Source organism: Sphingomonas sp. (genome assembly GCF_017304635.1).
Taxonomy (GTDB): Bacteria; Pseudomonadota; Alphaproteobacteria; order Sphingomonadales; family Sphingomonadaceae; genus Sphingomonas.
Genome location: NZ_JAFKMA010000004.1, coordinates 271,631 through 290,632, shown reverse-complemented (window position 1 = coordinate 290,632; position 19,002 = coordinate 271,631). Strand labels below are relative to the sequence as shown.

Sequence of the window (19,002 nt, the reverse complement as noted above, 5' to 3'; positions counted from 1 at the left end):
CGCCGCGCAATGACGGGCATCCGCGAGCTATGCGGGAATGCCCGGCGAGGCTCGACTGGCCAGCCCATTTTGGTCGACCGGCTAGCCGCCGACGGAGCCTACAGCGACCTGCGTCGGCGGTCTGGGCGATTGGCCGACGCCGACCCACAGGGTCGCCATAATGATACCCTCACCGCTTGGTGATCGATGTCAGCCTTCCAGTCTTGCCGTCCCAATCAAAGGCGAAGTCGACCTTGTCTCCGACCTTCAGCCGATCGAGCGATCCAGGCTTGCCGGAGAACGTCATCGTCATCGCCGGCCATCCGAGCTCGGTCACCGGTCCGTGCTGCAGCGTGACCTCGCCGGAAGCGGCATCGATCTTGGTGACGGCCCCGCTGCCGCGGCCGGACTTGGCCTCTGCCGACATGTTCATGCCCGCCATCGACCCGCTGTCGGGCCCAGCTGCCTGTGGCGCCGGCTTGCCGCACGCGGCGACCGCGAGTGGCAGAGCCACCGCGAGCAACATCCTCTGACTCATTTCGCTACTCCTTCGTTGGGATTGGAATGATGGCCGCCCGGTCGCCGCAACAGCAGGTATGCAGCCGGGATCACGAGCATCGACAGCAGCGGGGCGGTCAGCATGCCGCCGACCATCGGCGCGGCGATGCGGCTCATCACCTCGGAGCCCGTTCCGGTCCCGACGAGGATCGGCAGCAGGCCGGCGAGGATGACCGCGACGGTCATGGCCTTCGGGCGGACCCGCAGCAGGGCCCCCTCGCGCACTGCGGCCTCGAGCGCCTGCCCATCCGGCGAAGGTCCGCAGTCGGCCAGTGCGTGCTTCAGGTAGATCAGCATGACCACGCCGAATTCCGCCGACACGCCGGCGAGCGCGATGAACCCGACCCCGGTTGCGACCGACTGGTTGTAGCCGAGCAGGTAGAGCAGCCACACGCCCCCGGTCAGCGCGAACGGCAGCGTGCCCATCACCAGCGCGGCCTCGTCGAGCCGCCGGAACGTCGCGTAGAGCAGCAGGAAGATGATCAGCAGCGTCGCGGGCACGACGATCTTCAGCCGCTCGACCGCGCGCTGCAGGAACTCGAACTGCCCGGTGTAGCTGACGCTGATCCCGGGCGGCAGCTTCACCTTGGCGCCGATCGCCTGCTGGAGATTGCCGACGATGGTCGTCAACGGCGCGCCGCGGCCGTCGACGTATATCCACGTCACCGGCCGGCCGTTCTCGGTGCGCAGCATCGGCGGCCCGTCGCCGACCGAGATGTCGGCCACGGTCCCGAGCGTCACCTGTTGCAATGACGGGGTGAGCACCGGCAGGTCGCGCAGGGCGTCGATGTTGTCGCGCAGCTCGCGCGGATAGCGCACGCTGATCGGGTAGCGCGCGAGGCCCTCGACGGTCTGGCCTACCGTCTCGCCGCCGATCGCGCTCGAGACGACCGACTGGACGTCGGCGATGTTGAGCCCGTAACGCGCTGCAGCCGCGCGGTTGATCCTGACGTCGATGTAGCGTCCGCCGGTCAGTCGTTCGGCCAGCGCCGAACTCACACCGGGCACGGTCTTCGCCACCTGCTCGATCTCCCGCGCCGTCGCGTCGATCTCGGCCAGGTTCGAGCCTGAGACCTTGATCCCGATCGGGCTCTTGATGCCGGTCGACAGCATGTCGACGCGGTTGCGGATCGGCGGGATCCAGAAGTTGGCGAGCCCGGGCACCCTGACTGCACGGTCCAACTCGTCGATCAGCTTCGCCTGCGTCATGCCGGGCCGCCACTGGTCCTTCGGCTTGAAGCGGATCGTCGTCTCGAACATCTCGAGCGGCGCGGGATCGGTCGCTGTGTCGGCGCGTCCGGCCTTGCCGAATACGCTCTCCACCTCGGGCACGGTCTTGATCATGCGGTCGGTCAGCTGGAGCAGCTGGCCCGCCTTGGCGGTCGAGATGCCAGGTAGAGCCGAGGGCATGTAGAGCAGGTCACCCTCGTTCATCTGTGGAATGAACTCGCCGCCGAGCTGGCTGATCGGCCAGATGCTGGTCGCGAACACGAGACCGGCGATCACCAGCGCCTTCTTCGGCCGCGCCAGCACCCAGTCGAGCGCGGGCCGATAGACACGGGTGAGCACGCGGTTGATCGGGTTGGCGCCTTCCGAAGGGATGCGTCCCCGGATCAGGTAGCCCATCAGCACCGGGATCAGCGTGATCGAAAGGATCGCCGCTCCGGCCATGGCGTAGGTCTTGGTGAAGGCGAGCGGCGCGAACAGCCGTCCCTCCTGCCCCTGGAGCGAGAAGATCGGCACGAACGAGAAGGTGATGATCAGCAGCGAGAGGAAGAGCGCAGGGCCGACCTCGACGGCGGCCGCCGTGATGACGCGCCATCGCTCCGTCCCGTCCAGCGTTTCGTCGGGATGATCGCGATCCCAATGTTCGAGATGCTTGTGCGCGTTCTCGATCATCACCACCGCCGCATCGACCATCGCGCCGATCGCGATGGCGATCCCACCCAAGGACAGGATGTTGGCGTTGATTCCTTGGACGCGCATCGCCATGAACGCCGCCAAGATGCCGAGCGGCAACGTCAGGATCGCGACCAGCGCCGACCGCGCGTGCCACAGGAACAGCCCGCAGACGAGCGCGACGACGATGAACTCCTCGATCAGCTTGCCGGTGAGGTTGTCGACCGCGCGGTCGATCAACCCCGAACGGTCGTAGGTCGTCACCACCTCGACGCCGGGCGGCAGACTCTTCTTCAACTCGGCGAGCTTGGTCCGCACGCCGTCTATGACCTCGCGCGCGTTCTTGCCCTGGCGCATGACGATGACACCGCCGGCGACCTCGCCTTGGCCGTTGAGTTCGGCGACGCCGCGCCGCATGTCGGGACCAACTTGGATCGTAGCGACGTCGCCGAGCGTCACCGGTGTGCCGCCAACGGTCTTGAGCGGGATCGCCCGGAAATCGTCGAGCGAGGCGAGGTAGCCGGTCGAGCGGACGATGTATTCGGCCTCGGCCATCTCGAGCACCGAGCCGCCGCTCTCCTGGTTGCCGCGCTTGAGCGCCTCGATCACCGCTTCGTGCGTGATGCCGTAGGATGCGAGCTTCTGCGGATCGAGGATGACCTGATACTGCTTCACCATGCCGCCGATGCTGGCAACCTCGGCGACGCCCGGCACCGTCTTCAGCTCGTAGCGCAGGAACCAGTCCTGGATGCTCCGCAATTGCGCGAGGTCGTGGTGGCCGGTGCGGTCGACCAGCGCATATTCGTAGATCCAGCCAACCCCGGTCGCATCGGGGCCGAGGGACGCCTTCGCGCCCTCGGGCAACCTGCCCTGCACCTGGCTCAGATATTCGAGCACGCGGCTGCGCGCCCAGTAGAGGTCGGTGCCCTCGTCGAACAGCACGTAGACGAAGCTGTCGCCGACGAACGAATAGCCGCGCACGACGCGCGCGCCGGGGACGGACAGCATCGTCGTCGCGATCGGATACGTGACCTGGTCCTCGACGATGCGCGGTGCCTGCCCCGGATAGGTTGTCCGTATGATGACCTGCACGTCCGACAGGTCGGGCAGCGCATCGACCGGTGTCGAGCGCACCGCGCCGATGCCGACCGCGACGAGCGTGAGCGCCGCGAGCAGGACGAGGATGCGCAGCCGGACCGACGCCTCGATGATCCGGGCGATCACTTCGCGTTGCCCGAGATCGGACGCGCCGCGATGCCGGTCAGGCTCGCTTCGCTGTCGAGCAGGAACTGGCCCGAGGCGACGACCTTCTCGCCAGCAGCGAGTCCGGCGAGGATCTCGGTCTGGCCGCCGGCGTCTCGCCCGATCCGGACTTCGGCGGGGCGGAAGCGGCCCTTGCCGTCAGCGAGCATCACCAATGTGCGCTTGCCGGTGCGGATAACCGCCTCGCTTGGGACCAGCAGCGCCGACCGTGACGTGTCGCCGAGATGAACGGTCGCGAACATGCCGGGCCGCAGCCGTCCGTCGCGGTTGGCGAGCTCGATGCGCACGGTCAGCGTCCGGCTGTCGGCCTGCGCGGTCGGCAGCACGGCGATCACCCGGCCGGTGAAGCGTTCGCCGGGGAACCCCGAGAGCTCGGCGGTGGCCGCCTGGCCAACCCGCACGTCGGCGGCGCGCACTTCGGGCACGGCGGCGTTCAGCCAGACCGTGCCGAGGCCGTTGATTTGGGCGAGGGTCTGCCCCGCCGCGAGCGTCACGCCGGCACGCGCGTCGAGCGTGGTGATGACGCCGCCGATCGGGGTGCGGATCGTGGTCATGCCGCGTCCGCCCGTCGCGCCGCCGGGTGCGCCGAGCAGCCGGAGGCGCTGTCGCGCGGCCGCGATCAGCGCCGGATCGCCGGTTTTCGCCACCGCGGCGTATTCGCCTTGGGCACCGCCCCATTCGGGCACCAGGACATCGGCGATCGGCGCACCGGCTCGGATCACGTCGCCAGGCGCCCGCCCATAGACGCGTTGGACGAATCCGGCGGCGCGCGCCTGGATGATCGCGACGTCGCGCTGGTTGAAGTCGATCGCGCCGGTGACGTCGAGCGAACCGGCGAGCGTGCCGTTGGTTGCCGTCGCCAGCCGGATGCCGAGGCTCTGCATCGACGACGGATCGATCCTGACGCCCGGAACAGCGGTCGGACCGCCGCTGTCGTCGGCGTATTTCGGGACCGTCTTCATCCCCATCGAGGAGAGCGAATCCGGGTTGTCATAGTGCTCGCCGGGCACCATCGGATCATAGTAATAGAGCGGCTTGCGCCCGGTGTCGGCGGTCGCCGATGCCGCGCCGCGCGATCCGGCGAGATAGTAGCCACCTGCGCCGGCCACGAGCGTGACGGCGGCGAAGGCGGCGGCGAGCTTCGATCGCTGAAGCGAATTGAGGGTCATAGGTCGGTGTTCCCGAACAGGAGGTTGAGCCGGACGCCGTCGGCTGCGACGGTCGCTTCGCGGTCGAGCGTCTCGAGGATCGCGTCGGCGAGCGCGGAATGGGCGTCGACTAGGTCGACCAGGCTGGCGCGGCCGGCGGCGTAGCTCGCCACTTCCAGCGTCACACGCTCCTGCGCGAGTGGCTGGAGCACGTCGCGCGCGCGCATCCACTGGGCGTGGTGCATGACGTGGTCGGCGAGGCCGGCCTCGAGGTCGGCGGTCAGCGCGCGCAAGGCCGCGTCGGCGTCGGCGCGGGCGCTGCCGGCATCGGCGGCGCGCGCGGCGATCAGCGGATCCTGCCGGCGCTTCTTGAACAGCGGCAGCCCGATCGTCACGCCTGCCGACACATAGTCGCCGAAACGCGGGTCGCGCCGCTGGTAGGACAGGTCGAGGCCGAGGTCCGGGCGGCGATCCGCCTGCGCGAGCCGCAGGTCGGCGTCCGCCCGGCCGGCCTGCGCCGTCAGCAGTGCGAGCGAGGGGTGGCGTTCGAGCCCCGCTCGGAGCCTCGCCGGATCGACGGTCAGGTCCGGAACCGCACCGGCGATCTCGGGGTCGGCCTCGCCGGTCCAGCGGGTCAGGTCCGCCTTGGCGCGCGCGACCGCCGACACCAGCTCGTCGCGGCGATCCTGCAGTCGGGCGAGCGCCGCGCGTCCCGCAAGCGTCTGCGCCGGACGGGCGTTGCCCGACGCCACTGCGCTGGGGGCCGTCCGGACGATGCGGCCGAGCCTGGCGAGCACGTCGTCGAGCGCGGCGAGCCGCCGCTCCGCATAGGCTAGGTTGATCCAGGCGATCGCGGTCTGCACCTCGACCGTGCGGATCTCGACGAGCGTCCCGGCGTCGGCGACCGCGATGTCGGCGTCGGCCCGCCCGCGCTGGGCGCGGCGCTTGGCGAGGTTGGGGATGTCCTGCGAGACGCCGACCCTCGCCCAGGTGAAATTATCGCGCGAGGGCTGGAATGCCAGCGCCCCCGATATCGGGAAGCTGTCGATCCCGAGCGCGAGCTTGGGATCGGGTAGCTGGCCGGCAGCGATGCGGGCCGAGCGCGTCGCGTCGGCGCTGAGCGCCTTGGCCTTCACCGAGGGAGCGCCCGCCTTCGCCTTGGCCAGCGCATCGTCGAACGTCAGCGGTCCGGCCAGCGCCGCCGATGGCAGCGCCGCACCGAGCAGCAATATGCATAGTGCCTTCATCACGGTCTCCCGTTGGATGGGAAGCGACGCGGTCCATCGCGCGGAAGCGCAGCCGATGGGTCCGACCACCGGCTGCGCCCCGCGTCGACGACCCGTTCAGCCTCTTGGGTCGGCGCGATCCGTAGCTGACATGCCCATGCAGGCGGATGCCTGCGCCTGGCTGCCGCGCATCATCGGGCAGTCGCAGGCCGAGGCCATCGGCCTGGCGTCGCCGACCCATACGCGGACCGGCGCGCGCGTGGGCGCGCGGGGACCATAGGACGGCTGGGTTCGCCACTCGAAGTGGCCGGTCTGCGGAGAGGAGGTCGTGTCGGCGAACGCCGGAACGGCCGAGGCGGACGAGGCAAGCGCGGCCGCCATCGCGGCTGCGCGGATGTAGATGTTCATGGTGATTTCCTTGGTTGTGACGCGGCGGGGCGTCGGACGGTCACCCTGCGGCGCGTGCTGGGCACGACACGGCGGGGCGCGTTCCGGCGCCGTTCGGTTCAACCAAGGAGTGTGGGGGGCTCGGGTTCCGGTGCGGTCGTCCTGCCGTGCAGAGCCGCTATGGCCGAGGGTCGGTCCAGCCGCTTGCTCGCGACGCTGGGGGCGATCGCGGAAGTTCCGTCGGCGAGCATCAGGCTGGCGCCCGAGGCCATCATGGCGATGCATCCGCCCATGCCGCACTTGCAGGGCTTGTGCTCGGCGTCCTTTGACATCTTCGCCATGCAGTCTGGCATCGCCGCCATGTCGGCCTGCGACATCTTCGCCATGCTCATCGCGGCCATCGGCGGCGTTGATGCCTGCACCGGCCGGCCGGCGAGGCCGACGATGACTCCCAGGAGGAGAAGCAGGGTGGCGATGCGCTTCACGTCTTCATCCTGTGGCGTTGCGGTCGGGCTGTCAATCGGACCATCCCTGTCGTTCGCACGGCGGACCCGAGCGGTTACACTCGAGATCCGCGGCAGCGGTGCTTTTCACCGGACCAATGGATCTCAACCCATGACCTCCTCGAGCAGGAGCAATCCCAGGAAGCCGACGAAGAACATCGCGCTGATGAGCGGGCTGTCGGGCTTGGCGTGCGCCTCTACCAGCAGTTCCTCGGTGACCAGGTAGAGCAGCGCGATTAGCCCGAAGCTGAGGAACCCGGCGATGACCGCAGGCGGGAAGCCGGCGACGGGCGTCGCCAGCAGGACGCCGACAGGCAGCAGCAGCCCGAGTCCCGCAGTGGTCGCCACGATCCTGGCCTTGGACCGCACCGTCGCCCCCAGCTCCTCGGTGACCGTCACGCCGAGGAAGAGCACCTCAAGCGTCAGCGCCACCGTCAGGAGGATGCCGGCCTTGGCTCCGGCGATGAACGCCAGTCCGAGCACCAGCCCGTCGATCAGGATGTCGGTGCCGACCGCGCCGAGCATCCCGAGCGGTCCCTCGAACCGGCCCTCGAGCGACTTCAGCGACAGCATCGCGACCACGCCCGCGGCACCGCCGATCAGCGTCGCGGCCGGCGACCCACCGTGGACCACCTGCGGCAGGATCTCGGCCGCCGCGGCGGCGAAGACGACGCCCGCAGCGAGATGCTGGATCGCGCTGGACAGCTTCGGACCCGGCGGCCGCAGCACCGCGACGACCGCGCCCGCCAGGACGGCGAGCAGGGGGAACACCGTGTAGGTCAGTGCCAGCATCGTGGATTCCCTCGCGAATGGGTCTTGCAGCTACCGATGTGCGCCGGTCTGGGCCGTTCGTCGACGGTGGGGTCGCGCAAGGCGATCAAGCGCCGTCCTTCCGTCCGAAGCACCGCGTCGGCCGTTGGGCCTGGCCGGTCATCGCGCTCATACGACGTGGTCGGGTTCGAGCGGGCAGTCGGCGTCCGGATCGGTCTCGATCTGGATCGTCGCGTGGTCGATCTCGAACCGCTCCTTCAGCGCCGCCGCGAGCTGGGCGGTGTAGGCGTCGCCGGGATAGCCTTCCGGCACCAGCAGGTGCACCGTCAGCGCGGTCTCGGTCGTGCTGAGCGGCCAGACGTGCAGGTCGTGGACGCCCTTCACGCCGCGCTGCTTGCGCAGGAACGCGCCGATCCTCGCCGGATCGACGCCGGGAGGCGCCGCCTGCAGGCTCATGTTCACCGAATCCCGCAGCAGCCCCCAGGTGCTGATCGCCACCACCGCGACGATCACCAGGCTGGTGACGGGGTCGATCCACGTCACGCCCGTCAGGACGATGATGAGACCTGCCACCACGACGCCGGCCGACACGCCGGCGTCCGCCGCCATGTGGAGGAACGCGCCCCGGATGTTGAGGTCGCCCTTGCGCCCGCTCATGAAGAGCAGCGCGGTGGCGCCGTTCACCACGATGCCGATGGCGGCCACGATCATCACGGTCGTGCCGGCGACCGGACTTGGTTCGGCGAACCGCCGGACCGCCTCGACCGCGATCACGCCGATCGCCACCAGCAGCAGCAGCGCGTTGAGCAGCGCGGCGAGGATCGATGAGCTGCGCAGACCGTAGGTGTAGCGCCCCTTCGGCGATCGCCTCGCGAGCGTCGCGGCGCCCCACGCGATCAGCAGCCCGAGCACGTCGCTGAGGTTGTGGCCCGCGTCGGCGAGCAGCGCGACCGACCCGGCGATCAGCCCATACGTCGCCTCGACGACGACGAATCCGACGTTGAGCGCCGTGCCGATCGCGAACGCCCTGCCGAAGCGCGCGGGGGCGTGGCTGTGTCCGTGCCCGCCATGGGCGTGGCCGTCGCCCCCGTGGTCGTGCCCCGCGTGGTCGCCGTGGTCGTGGTCCTGCAAAGCCTTTTCCCCTCCTGCCGCGCTCATCGCCCCGTCTCCACCATGTTGTCGCCGCCCAGGACCTCGACCGCCTCGAGCGTGATGAGGCCGATGCCCGAGATGTCGGCCAGTCCGTCGACGAACGCGCGAAGCCGCGCATCGTCGTCGACGATCTCGATCACGAGCGACTGGTCGTCCTCGAGGAAGTGCTTGCGGTGCTCGTGCGCCGAGTGGCCGAACCCGAACAGCGCGCGCAGCACGGTCGCGCCCGCCATCTTCGCGTCGCGTGCGCGCGCCGCGACCACCTCGAAGACCTTGCGGTCGCCGTAGAAGGCGGCTTCGTCGGTGTAGATGCGCAGCAGCTTCGTCATCCTCGTCATTTCCGTGTCCCTTCCTTTTCCCGCCGCGCTCAACGCGAGCCGTCCACCGCCTTGAACAACAGCCAGACGGCCACCGTCGCGATCGCGAACACCGTCCAGGACCAGGCGACGCGGTGATCCAGCACGGTGACCTCGGTCGAGCCGAGCATCTGGGCGCCGGTCCCGCCGTCCTCGTGCACGAGGTTGGCGATCACGAGCGACGTCACCGCGCCCGCGGCGAGCGACTTGATCACGGCCATGCAGTTCCTCCTCTTCCTGTCGTCCCGGGACGCGGATGCCGCCGCGTCATCGTCCCGCTCCCTCGATCGCGGGCGATGCCGGCCGGCGGCGCTCGATCGCCCCGAGCACGACCTTGGAGATGGCCGGCAGCACGAGCAGCGTCAGCACCGTGGCGGCGACGAGGCCACCGATGACGACCATCGCGAGCGGCTTCTGCACCTCCGCGCCGGTGCCGTGCGCGAGCGCCATCGGCACGAACCCGATCGCCGGGACGAACCCGGTCATGATGACCGGCCGGACGCGCTCGAACGTCCCGTCGATGATCGCGCGGCTTAGCTCGACGCCGTCCTCGAGCCGTTCCCTGATGGCGCTCATCACCACCAGTCCGTTGAGGACCGCGACGCCGGCCAGGCAGATGAACCCCACCGCCGCCGACACCGAGAACGCGATGCCGGTCATCAGCAGCGTGAACACGCCGCCCGCCAGGCCTAGCGGCACAGCGGCGAACACCGCCAGCGCGCGTGCGAACCCGCCGAGCGCGAAGTAGAGCAGCGCGAAGATCGCCGCGAAGCAGATGGGCACGACGATCGAGAGCCGGTCGGACGCCGCCTGTAGGTTCTGGAATTGCCCACCCCATTCGAGGTAGGAGCCCGTCGGCACGCCGACCTTCTCGACCTTCGGCATCGCCTCGGCGACGAACGAGCCGACGTCCCGTCCGCGCACGTTCGCCTGGATGACGATGCGGCGCTTGCCGTTCTCGCGGCTGATCTGGTTGAGGCCCTCGCTGAAGCGGAACTGCGCCACCTGCCACAGCGGGACCGAGCCCCGCCGCTCGGTCTGCTCCGGCGGCAGCAGGACGGGCAGGTTGCGCAGCGCGTCGAGGTTGTCGCGCGACGCCATCGGCACGCGGACCTGGACCGCGAAGCGGCGGTCCCCCTCGAACACCAGTCCGGCCTCGCGGCCGCCCATCGCGGCGGCGACCGTGTCGGCCACCTCCTCGACCGTCAGGCCATAGCGCGCGATCGCCGCCCGGTCGAACCGGACGTCGAGCGTCGGCGATCCGCTGGTCTGCTCCGCCTTCACGTCGGCCGCGCCCGGTATGGCCTGGAGCGCCTTCACGATGTTGGCCGCCGATGCGCTCATCTTGTCGAGGTCGTCGCCGTATAGCTTGATGGCGACGTCGCCGCGCACGCCGGCGATGAGTTCGTTGAAGCGAAGCTGGATCGGCTGGCTGACCTCGAACGCGTTGCCGATCTGACCGCCGGTCTTCTCCTCGATCCGCTTCAGCACGTCGGCCTTGGTCTCCACCCTGGCCGGCCACTGGTCCTGCGGCTTGAGGATCACGAACCCGTCCGAGATGTTGGACGGCATCGGGTCGGTCGCCACCTCCGCCGTGCCGGTCTTGGAGAACATCAGCGCCACCTCGGGCAGGCTGGTGACCGCCCGCTCGACGCCGCGCTGCATCTTCAGCGACTGCTCCATCGAGACCGAGGGCACGCGGCTAGACGCGAGCGCCACGTTCTTCTCGTCGAGCTGGGGGATGAACTCCTGTCCCAGGAACCCGAACGCCAGGATGGCGGCCGCGAAGAAGCCGAAGCCGGCGGCGATGAACGGCCATGGCCGCGCCACCGCCTGCTCGAGGATCGGCGCATACCGCTCCTTGATGCGGGCGACGATCCACACCTCCTTTTCCGCCACCTTGCCGCGGATGAGCAGCGCCACCATCGCCGGCACGAACGTCAGGGCGAGGATGAACGCCGCCGCCAGCGCCAGCATGATGGTGATCGCCATCGGCGAGAACGTCTTGCCCTCGACCCCGGTGAACATCAGCAGGGGGGCGAAGGCGAGGAAGATGATCGCCTGGCCGAAGACGGTCGGCTTGATCATCTCCTGGCTCGCCCGCATCGTCTCCTCCAGGCGTTCCCGAAGCGCTAGCAATCGTCCTTCCCTGTGTTGTCGCTCGGCGAGGCGTCGCAGGCAGTTTTCGATGATGATCACCGCGCCGTCGACGATGAGACCGAAGTCGAGCGCGCCCAGGCTCATCAGGTTACCGGGCACCCCGAAAGCGTTCATCCCCATCGCCATCATTAGGAACGAGAAGGGGATGATGAGCACGGCGATGATCGCCGCGCGCACGTTCCCGAGCAGCAGGAACAGCGCCGCGGCGACCAGCACGGCCCCCTCGGCGAGGTTCTTCTGCACCGTTCCGACGGTCGCATTGACGAGCACCGAGCGGTCGAGCGTCGTCGTGACCTTGATGCCAGGCGGGAGCGACTTCGTGACCTCCGCAATCTTGTCGCCGACGCTGCGGGCGACGATGCGGCTGTTGCCGCCGATCAGCATCAGCGCGGTGCCGACCACGACCTCGTGCCCGTTCATGCTGGCGGCGCCGGTCCGAAGGTCGCCTCCGATCCGCACGGTCGCGACGCTCTTGACCGCGACCGGCACGCCGCCGCGCGTCGCGATGATGGCGTCGGCGATCTCGTCGATGTCCTTGATGCGGGCGTCGCCGCGCACAAGGAACGCCTCGCCGCCGCGGTTGAAGAAGTTGGCGCCGACCGAGAGGTTGGCGGCCTCGAGCGCCTTCGCCAGCTCGGAATACGAGACGCCGTAGTTGCCGAGCTTCACCGGGTCCGGCTCGACGACGTAGGTCTTCTCGTATCCGCCGATCGAGTCGATGCCGGCGACGCCCTGGACGGTGCGCAGCTGCGGCCGGATGATCCAGTCCTGCACCGTGCGCAGGTAGGCGGAACGCGACACGTCGTCGGTCAGTCGGTCGCCCTCGGGGGTGAGGAAGCTGCCGTCGGACTGCCAGCCGGGCCTGCCGTTTATGACCTTGGCGCCCCTGCCGCCCGGGTTGGTGAAGTCGACCGCATACATGAAGACCTCGCCGAGGCCCGTAGTGACCGGGCCGATCTGCGGCTGGACGCCGTCCGGCAGGCTGTCGCGGGCCTGGGCGATCCGTTCGCTGACCTGCTGCCGCGCGAAGTAGAGGTCGGTCTTGTCGGTGAAGATGGCGCTGACCTGGCTGAACCCGTTGCGCGACAGCGAGCGGGTGGTCTCAAGGCCGGGAATGCCGGCCAGTGCCGTCTCGATCGGGAAGGTGACGCGCTTCTCGATCTCGATCGGCGACAGCCCGCGTTCCACCGTGTTGATCTGCACCTGGTTGTTGGTGATGTCGGGAACGGCGTCGATCGGCAGCCGGGTCAGCTGCCAGGCGCCGACGCCGGCGACGACGAGGAAGAAGGCCACGACGGCCCAGCGCGCCCGGACGGACAGCGCCATGAGGTTGGCGATCATGGCCTATTCCTCCTCGCCGGCGGACTTGCCGAGCTCGGCCTTGAGCAGGAAGGCGTTGGTCGTCGCGACCACCTGTCCTGGCTGCAGGCCGTTCACGATCTCGATGCGGCCGGCGCTACGCTGACCGGTGGTGACCGGCCGGGCGCGGAATCCCTGCGGCGTGCGCACGAACACGTTGTCCCGGCCACCGAGCGACTGGACCGATTCCTCGGCGACCACGATCGCGGTCGACCCGGCCCCGCGGCTCGGCAGCAGGCGGACGCGCACGGCGAGGCCCGGCGGAAGCCCGGCGGACGGCATGTCGATGACGGCGGTCGCGGCCCGCGTCTCGGTGTTGAGCGTCGGCGTGACCGCGCGCACGCGGCCTTCGACCGTCCGTCCATCGGGGAGCTCGATCACCGCGCGGTCGCCGGCTGCGAGGCGGCTCGCGTCGAGCGATCCGATCGCCGCCTCGATCTGCACCTCGCGCGGGTTGGCCACGCGGAACAGTTCCGTCTCGGGCTGGACGAAGGCGCCCAGCTTGGCGGTGATCGCGGTGACGCGCCCCGAGATCGGGCTGGCCACGATCACGCCGCGGCCGTCGGCCGTCACGTTCGCGGCGCCCGCCGTGGACCGGGCGCGCTGGGCTTCCGCCGCGGCCGTCGCGGCCTCGGCCTGCGCCTTCTCGTAGTCCGCGCGCGACGAGACCTTCTGCTCGTATAGGTAGCGCTCGCGCGCCAACGCCTTCTGCGCCAGCGTCGAGCGCGCGGCGGCGACCTTGATGTCCGAGGAGAACTGCGCGGCGTCGCGGCTTTCCACGATCGCGAGCGCCTCGCCCGCCCGCACCGGATCGCCCAGCCGCTTGAGCAGCCGAACGACCGCGCCACCGGCGCGTGCCGTGACGACGGCCTCGCCGGTCGGCGACGCCGACACGGCCGCCTGGGCGACGATCTCGGCGGACAGGCCGCCGGCGCCGACGGTCTCGGTCGCGATGCTCGCATCCTTGATCGCGGGGTCGGTCATGGTGACGGTGTCCGACGCCGCCTTCCCGGCCTCGGCGGGAGCTTCCGTCGCTGGCTTGGGCGCGGCGGGTGCGGTCAGCCGGGCGGTCAGGAACCCGCCCGCGGACGCGACGAGCGCGACGGCGGCCGCGCCGCCGAGCAGGCGCTTGTTGGTCTCGGTCATCGGTAGTCTCCGGATGGGGTGGCCGACGGCGCGGCGCTCGTCAGGCGGCGCAGGCGCGCGGTGGCGGTATGGAAGGCGATGAGGGCGTCGGTGGCCGCCGCGCGGGTCTCGGACAGGGTGCGTTCGGCGTCGAGCAGCTCGATCTGGTCGAGCTTGCCCTGGCCGTAGCCGATGCGCGCGATGCGCGCCGCCTCCTGGGCGGCCGCGAGCGCCGGGCCATTCGCCGCCCTCGCCGCGGTCGCGGCGTTGGCGACGTCCGCCATGGCGCTGGCGATCGCCCGGTCGGCATCGAGCCGCGCGAGCCTGAGCTGCGCCGCGAACTGGTCGCGTTCGGCCGTGGCCTGGCCGATGGCCGCCCGGCCGTTGTTGAACAGCGGTATCGGGATCGACACGCCGACGACCGCGGCGGTGTCGCGCGACGACTGCAGCCGCCGGGCACCCGCGCTGAGCGTGATGTCGGGGATGCGATTCGCGCGGGCCAGGCGGACCTGGGCTTCGGCGGTCGCCAGGTCCGCGGCGGCGACGGCGAGCGCCAGCGTGCCATCGGAGCTCGGCGCGATCGTCGGCCCGAACCCGCCGACGCGGTCGAACCAGGTCGTGTCGAGTGGCTCCGTGACCGGCCGCCCGATCAGGCGCGACAGGTTCTGGCGCGCCACGTCGGTCGAGCGCTCGGCGCGTTCGACCGCCACGTTCGCGTTGATAGCGATGACGTCGGCGCGCTGCTCGTCGATCGGCGAGGCCGCGCCGACCATCACGCGGTCCCGCGCGACGCGCAGGCCTTCCTTGGCGATCACGGCCTGCTGCCGCGCGACCAGCAGCCGTCGTTCGGCACCGACCGCCTCGACATAGGTCTCGGTGACCAGCAGCTCGAGGTCGGCGAGCGCGACGACCGCGCCGAGCTTGGCGCGGCCGATGCGCGTGTCGGCGACGGCCACGCGGGCCGACCGTTTTCCGCCCGTCTCGATCGGCAGCGAGAAGCCGACGGTCGTCTCGGAGCCTGACAGACCGCGATAGGGTCCGGTTCCGGCGACGTTCTCGGCCTGGCCTTCGAACGACGGGTTCGGCCTCAGGCCAGCCACCGTTCGGCCGGCCGTGGACGCACGGATGCTGGCTTCCGCCGCCTCCATGCCGGGGGAGTGCGCGCGTGCCGACGCCAGCGCGTCGTCGAGCGTGAGTGGGGCCTCGGTCGATGCGACCGGGGCCGTCTGCGCCACGGCGGTGCCGGCGCAGACGGTCGCGGCGAGCAGCGCCGCGAGAGTTCGGGACATGTTGGTTGGTCTCCTGACGTTCGCTTGGAATCCCGCGCCGGGGCGCGGGAGCGGGCGAGGTCAGGCGATCGGTGGTCTCAGGTCGCGGAACAGGTCGGCGGCGGCAGGCGGCACCGCGGCGCCTTGGCCAGATGGGAGCGTGCGTGCCTGCAGGTCCAGCGACGCGACCTCGGCCGCCGGGACGGCGAGTTCGTGGCTGTGGCCGACGCTGTGGTGGTGCGGCGTCGCCTTGTCGGAATCGCCGGGCACCTCGTCCGCGTCGCCCGCGGAATGGCCGGGAGCGTTCTCGTCGACGATCGTCTTGCTGCAGCCGTCGATCTCGGCCGCGTAGGCGGCCGACGACTGGAATCCCGAGCACAGGGTCAGGACCAGCATCAGGCTTGCGATCGAGGCGAGCAGCTTGCGCATTCCCGGCGCTCGTAGACGAAGCGCGGCGCGCGGCCAACCGTTTCCGCGACGTGCACGGGCGAGGCCGCGCGGGGCCGGCCGTCGGGGCGGCGTCAGGTTTGGCGACGGCGGCATGCTACTCGGCGGCGGCGTTTCTGAGCGCGGCAGGGTCCGGGAGCATGGACGCCTCGGTTTCCGAAGTCAGTTCCCCTCTAGCCTGGCGGATGATCTGCAGCCCGCCCGATACGCCGAGCGCCGCCATGATCGCGGCGACGGCGAGGTCGGGCCAGTGCGTGCCGGTGCCCAGCACGCCGACGGCCGCGGCAACCACCGCGAGGTTGCCGATCGCGTCGTTGCGCGAGCAGATCCAGACCGACCGCATGTTCGCGTCGCCCGTGCGGTAGCGGAACAGCATCAGCGCGACGGTGCCGTTGGCGACGAGCGCCAGGATGCCGACCGCACCCATGGTCTCGCCGTGCGGCACCAGCGTCCCGAATGCCGCGGCGAGCGTCGTGACGAGCACGTAGAGGCCGAACGCCAGGATCGTGCCGCCCTTGAGCAGCGCGGCGCGCGACCGCCAGCGAAGGGCTAGGCCAGCGACGCCGAGGCTGATCGCGTAGTTGGCGGCATCGCCGAGGAAGTCGAGCGCGTCGGCCTGGAGTGAGCGCGAGCCCGACGCGATGCCGGCGAATATCTCGCCGGCGAACATCGCCAGGTTGACCGCGAGCGCGATCCACAGCACGCGCCGCCAGCGGGGGTCCGGCTGGGCGGGTGCGTCGCTCGGGCAGCTGCTACAGGCCATGGCGGATCGCTCGTTTCGACGTCATGTGTCGGCCATGCACCCTGTAGCCGCTACAGGGTCAAGCGCTAACTGGTCTTTCGCCACGCGATGTTTCATCGCGCGGTGGCGACGGCCCGCCGGCGGTTGAGGGTGAATCCCGCTGCCACCGCGACGAGCATGGCCAGCTGGGCTGCGACCGACTGCCAGGTCGGGAAGATGCCGAGCATGCTTATGCGCAATCCGCCGGCGAGCGGCGCGATGTCGATGATCCCGGCCTCCTGCAACGCGGCGACGCCCTTTCCGGCCAGCACGACCGTCAACGCCGCCATGAGCCAGGCGCTGTAGGTGAAGAACTTGGCGATCGGAAGGTCGCGGCTGTAGCGCAGCATGGCCCAGGCGATCAGGCCGAGCAGCGCGATCGCCGATCCGGCACCGGCGAGCAGCATGCCGCCGTTACCCTGCGTCCACAGGGCGGCATAGAACAGGATCGTCTCGAACACCTCGCGGTAGACGACGACGAACGCGAGGCCGAACAGGAACCAAGAGGATTGTCGCGACAGCGCGTGCGACATCCGCTCGCGGATGTAGCGCTGCCACTGGTCCGCCTGGGCCTTGCCGTGCATCCAGATGCCGACCGACAGCAGGACGACGGCGGCGAGCAGCGATCCGAAGCCCTCGGTCAGCTCGCGGCTCGCGCCGCTGATCCCGATGGCGTAGGTCGCGACCGCCCAGGTGGCACCGCCGGCGAGCAAGGCGCCGATCCAGCCGCCATGGACGTATGGCAATGCGTCGGTGCGATCGCCTTTGCGCAGGAACGCGATCATCGCGACGACGATCAGAAGCGCCTCGAGGCCCTCACGCAACAGGATCGTGAACGCGCCGAGGAAGGTCGATGCGCTGCTCGCGGCGTCCGGCGACAGCGCGGCGTCGGCGTCGTCGAAGAGCCCGTTCAGGACCTGGACGCGCGTGGCGAGCTCGTCGGCAGGCCGCCCCTGCTGGATCGCGGCGCGGAACTCGCCCATCGCGCCTTCGATGTGGCCCATCAGCGTGGCGTCGCGGGCGGTGAGCGTCGGCTCGATCGGCTCGAAGCCGTCGAGATAGGCGGAAAGTGCGAGCTCCCGCGCCGTCAGGCGGTCGCCAGCCCTGTATGCCGCCACGCTCTGCGCCAGCTTCGCACGGGCGACCGTAAGCGATCCGGCCGCAGGCTGCGTCACCGCCTCCGGATGGCGCCTGAGATAGGCGATCACGGCGTCCGCCTCAGGCTGGCCGAACTGTCCGGCGAGCGCCTGCGGCGTCAGGCCCGCCAACGTGGTGAGGTCGGGGACGCGCGCACGGACCGAGGCGTCGCCCTTCCAGATCCGCTCACCCACGGTTGCCATCGCATCGGTGAATGCGAAGCGCCCCGCATAGAAGGCTAATGCCCAGCGGTCGTCGGACGGCAGCGATCCGAAGCTCTGCATCGCGGTGCCGTCGATGCCCTGCAGGATCACCTGGTAAAGCGCGAACGGGCTGCGCTGACGCGCCCGGCCGATGTCCGCGAAGGCGATGGGCGGCGTGGCGAGCTTCGCGGCGTCGGCGCCGCGCCCGTCGCCGTTCATGCCGTGGCAGCTGGCGCAGTTCTGCGCGAATAGGGTGGCGCCGCGCGACAGGTCGGGCGCTCGCGCCGGCGCGAGCGGGATGGGATAGGCTTTGAGCAGGTCGGCCGCGAGGCCATGCGCTAGCCAGGCGACGTCCTCGGGCTGGCCCTTCGCCGCGATCAGGGACCTGAGGCGTGCCGCGCCCGCGACAAGTCCGCCCTTCGCCGACGATGGCGGCAACGCGGCGATCCGCTCCGAGATGGAGGCGCCGAACTCTCTCATCTCGGCGTATTCGGACGCGCTCTTAACCTTGCCGTCGGCGACGGCGCCCGCATAGTCCACCGCGACATAGTCGAGCAGGCGCCAGGCCGTCGGCACGTCGGCGCCTTGGGCGTGGGCGGCACCGCCGCCGAGCATGCCGACGGATAGGGCTAGCATGGCCATCAAGCGAAAGGCCAAGCGCCGTGCGGACGATGGCAGGCTGCGGATTCGGGGGCGGACGAACGATGGCATCCGCGTCCGATAAAGGTTCTAGCGACTAGAGGGTCAAGCGGTATTTGCAAGTTAGTTGCAATAGCGTCTTAATCGTGAGCTAGGCATTCTCCTTCGCGCCCTGCGGCCCGAGCGACTCGATGATGCGGCATTCGGACACCGTCCCGTGACCGCACTGCACGATCAGACTGTCCAGTTCCGCACGCAACATCGTGAGGTCGGCGAGCTTCCGGTCGATGTCGGCCAGATGCTCGCGCGCAATCAGATCGACGGCCGAGCACGACCTGTCCTTCTGGTCGGCGAGCCCGAGCAGCGCCTGGACCTGTTCCAGCGAGAAGCCGAGCGAACGGGCACGGCGGATGAAGCTGAGCCGGGCGAGATGATCGGGCGAATAGACGCGGTAGTTCGCGGCAGTTCGTTCGGGTGCCGCCAACAGGCCGATCGACTCGTAGTATCTGATCGTCTCGACCTTGGTGCCGGTGGCTGCGGCGAGCTTGCCGATGCTCAGTGATGCAGAGGCCATTTCAGTCCGATAGGTTGGAGTTTCGGATCACGGGATTATTGGCGGTCGGAAGTCGCCCCTTCCTTAG

At 69.9% G+C, this 19,002-nt stretch carries 17 protein-coding genes; all 17 read right to left on the bottom strand.

The window, feature by feature from the left end; genetic code table 11:
• Positions 1-169: 169 nt before the first annotated feature.
• The 17 genes from J0I47_RS13215 to J0I47_RS13135 all read right to left on the bottom strand — a co-directional run bounded on the left by J0I47_RS13215 (position 170) and on the right by J0I47_RS13135 (position 18,935).
• Complete coding sequence (locus J0I47_RS13215) at positions 170-517, bottom strand: copper-binding protein (RefSeq protein WP_294047453.1); 348 nt, start codon at positions 515-517, stop codon at positions 170-172.
• A complete protein-coding gene (locus J0I47_RS13210) occupies positions 514-3,660 on the bottom strand; it encodes an efflux RND transporter permease subunit (RefSeq protein ID WP_294047452.1) in 3,147 nt (1,048 codons plus the stop codon). The genes J0I47_RS13215 and J0I47_RS13210 overlap by 4 nt, the downstream gene beginning before the upstream one ends.
• Entirely contained in the window at positions 3,657-4,868 is a 1,212-nt protein-coding gene (locus J0I47_RS13205) for an efflux RND transporter periplasmic adaptor subunit (protein WP_294047451.1), read from the bottom strand. Before J0I47_RS13205 ends, J0I47_RS13210 begins: the two co-directional genes overlap by 4 nt.
• Complete coding sequence (locus J0I47_RS13200; protein ID WP_294047450.1) at positions 4,865-6,094, bottom strand: TolC family protein; 1,230 nt, start codon at positions 6,092-6,094, stop codon at positions 4,865-4,867. Before J0I47_RS13200 ends, J0I47_RS13205 begins: the two co-directional genes overlap by 4 nt.
• Positions 6,095-6,190: 96 nt before the next feature.
• Positions 6,191-6,481 carry a hypothetical protein gene (locus J0I47_RS13195; RefSeq protein WP_294047449.1) on the bottom strand — a complete coding sequence of 97 codons (291 nt, stop codon included), beginning with the start codon at positions 6,479-6,481 and terminating at the stop codon, positions 6,191-6,193.
• A gap of 98 nt (positions 6,482-6,579) precedes the next feature.
• Positions 6,580-6,945, bottom strand: a complete 366-nt coding sequence (locus J0I47_RS13190) for a hypothetical protein (RefSeq protein ID WP_294047448.1) — start codon at positions 6,943-6,945, stop codon at positions 6,580-6,582.
• A 123-nt stretch (positions 6,946-7,068) separates the two neighbouring features.
• The gene (locus tag J0I47_RS13185) at positions 7,069-7,755 is read right to left on the bottom strand and encodes a transporter (RefSeq protein ID WP_294047447.1); all 687 of its coding nucleotides are present in this window, start codon (positions 7,753-7,755) and stop codon (positions 7,069-7,071) included.
• 147 nt (positions 7,756-7,902) lie between these two features.
• Positions 7,903-8,892 (bottom strand): cation diffusion facilitator family transporter, encoded by a 990-nt coding sequence (locus tag J0I47_RS13180; protein ID WP_294047446.1) that lies wholly within the window; start codon positions 8,890-8,892, stop codon positions 7,903-7,905.
• Positions 8,889-9,224, bottom strand: coding sequence for a DUF190 domain-containing protein (locus tag J0I47_RS13175; RefSeq protein WP_294047445.1), 336 nt, complete (start codon positions 9,222-9,224; stop codon positions 8,889-8,891). Before J0I47_RS13175 ends, J0I47_RS13180 begins: the two co-directional genes overlap by 4 nt.
• 29 nt (positions 9,225-9,253) lie before the next feature.
• Positions 9,254-9,463, bottom strand: a complete 210-nt coding sequence (locus J0I47_RS13170) for a hypothetical protein (protein ID WP_294047444.1) — start codon at positions 9,461-9,463, stop codon at positions 9,254-9,256.
• 46 nt (positions 9,464-9,509) lie between these two features.
• Positions 9,510-12,743, bottom strand: coding sequence for a CusA/CzcA family heavy metal efflux RND transporter (locus J0I47_RS13165; protein ID WP_294047443.1), 3,234 nt, complete (start codon positions 12,741-12,743; stop codon positions 9,510-9,512).
• Between the two features lie 3 nt (positions 12,744-12,746).
• The gene (locus tag J0I47_RS13160; protein ID WP_294047442.1) at positions 12,747-13,907 is read right to left on the bottom strand and encodes an efflux RND transporter periplasmic adaptor subunit; all 1,161 of its coding nucleotides are present in this window, start codon (positions 13,905-13,907) and stop codon (positions 12,747-12,749) included.
• The gene (locus J0I47_RS13155; protein ID WP_294047441.1) at positions 13,904-15,175 is read right to left on the bottom strand and encodes a TolC family protein; all 1,272 of its coding nucleotides are present in this window, start codon (positions 15,173-15,175) and stop codon (positions 13,904-13,906) included. The genes J0I47_RS13160 and J0I47_RS13155 overlap by 4 nt, the downstream gene beginning before the upstream one ends.
• Before the next feature lie 60 nt (positions 15,176-15,235).
• Positions 15,236-15,583: a hypothetical protein gene (locus J0I47_RS13150; protein ID WP_294047440.1), complete on the bottom strand. Its 348-nt coding sequence runs from the start codon at positions 15,581-15,583 to the stop codon at positions 15,236-15,238.
• Between the two features lie 115 nt (positions 15,584-15,698).
• Entirely contained in the window at positions 15,699-16,364 is a 666-nt protein-coding gene (locus tag J0I47_RS13145) for a cation transporter (protein WP_294047439.1), read from the bottom strand.
• A gap of 92 nt (positions 16,365-16,456) precedes the next feature.
• Complete coding sequence (locus J0I47_RS13140; RefSeq protein ID WP_366810176.1) at positions 16,457-18,358, bottom strand: cytochrome c/FTR1 family iron permease; 1,902 nt, start codon at positions 18,356-18,358, stop codon at positions 16,457-16,459.
• Positions 18,359-18,512: 154 nt separating this feature from the next.
• On the bottom strand, positions 18,513-18,935 hold the full coding sequence (locus tag J0I47_RS13135) for a helix-turn-helix domain-containing protein (protein WP_294047437.1): 423 nt from the start codon (positions 18,933-18,935) through the stop codon (positions 18,513-18,515).
• Positions 18,936-19,002 lie beyond the last annotated feature (67 nt).

Excerpts from the sequence above, each read along its gene's own strand:
- J0I47_RS13215 (WP_294047453.1), bottom strand. The coding sequence starts at position 517 with ATGAGTCAGAGGATGTTGCTCGCGGTGGCTCTGCCACTCGCGGTCGCC.
- J0I47_RS13205 (WP_294047451.1), bottom strand. The coding sequence starts at position 4,868 with ATGACCCTCAATTCGCTTCAGCGATCGAAGCTCGCCGCCGCCTTCGCC.
- J0I47_RS13200 (WP_294047450.1), bottom strand. The coding sequence starts at position 6,094 with ATGAAGGCACTATGCATATTGCTGCTCGGTGCGGCGCTGCCATCGGCG.
- J0I47_RS13195 (WP_294047449.1), bottom strand. The coding sequence starts at position 6,481 with ATGAACATCTACATCCGCGCAGCCGCGATGGCGGCCGCGCTTGCCTCG.
- J0I47_RS13185 (WP_294047447.1), bottom strand. The coding sequence starts at position 7,755 with ATGCTGGCACTGACCTACACGGTGTTCCCCCTGCTCGCCGTCCTGGCG.
- J0I47_RS13180 (WP_294047446.1), bottom strand. The coding sequence starts at position 8,892 with ATGAGCGCGGCAGGAGGGGAAAAGGCTTTGCAGGACCACGACCACGGC.
- J0I47_RS13175 (WP_294047445.1), bottom strand. The coding sequence starts at position 9,224 with ATGACGAGGATGACGAAGCTGCTGCGCATCTACACCGACGAAGCCGCC.
- J0I47_RS13170 (WP_294047444.1), bottom strand. The coding sequence starts at position 9,463 with ATGGCCGTGATCAAGTCGCTCGCCGCGGGCGCGGTGACGTCGCTCGTG.
- J0I47_RS13165 (WP_294047443.1), bottom strand. The coding sequence starts at position 12,743 with ATGATCGCCAACCTCATGGCGCTGTCCGTCCGGGCGCGCTGGGCCGTC.
- J0I47_RS13160 (WP_294047442.1), bottom strand. The coding sequence starts at position 13,907 with ATGACCGAGACCAACAAGCGCCTGCTCGGCGGCGCGGCCGCCGTCGCG.
- J0I47_RS13155 (WP_294047441.1), bottom strand. The coding sequence starts at position 15,175 with ATGTCCCGAACTCTCGCGGCGCTGCTCGCCGCGACCGTCTGCGCCGGC.
- J0I47_RS13150 (WP_294047440.1), bottom strand. The coding sequence starts at position 15,583 with ATGCGCAAGCTGCTCGCCTCGATCGCAAGCCTGATGCTGGTCCTGACC.
- J0I47_RS13145 (WP_294047439.1), bottom strand. The coding sequence starts at position 16,364 with ATGGCCTGTAGCAGCTGCCCGAGCGACGCACCCGCCCAGCCGGACCCC.
- J0I47_RS13140 (WP_366810176.1), bottom strand. The coding sequence starts at position 18,358 with ATGCTAGCCCTATCCGTCGGCATGCTCGGCGGCGGTGCCGCCCACGCC.
- J0I47_RS13135 (WP_294047437.1), bottom strand. The coding sequence starts at position 18,935 with ATGGCCTCTGCATCACTGAGCATCGGCAAGCTCGCCGCAGCCACCGGC.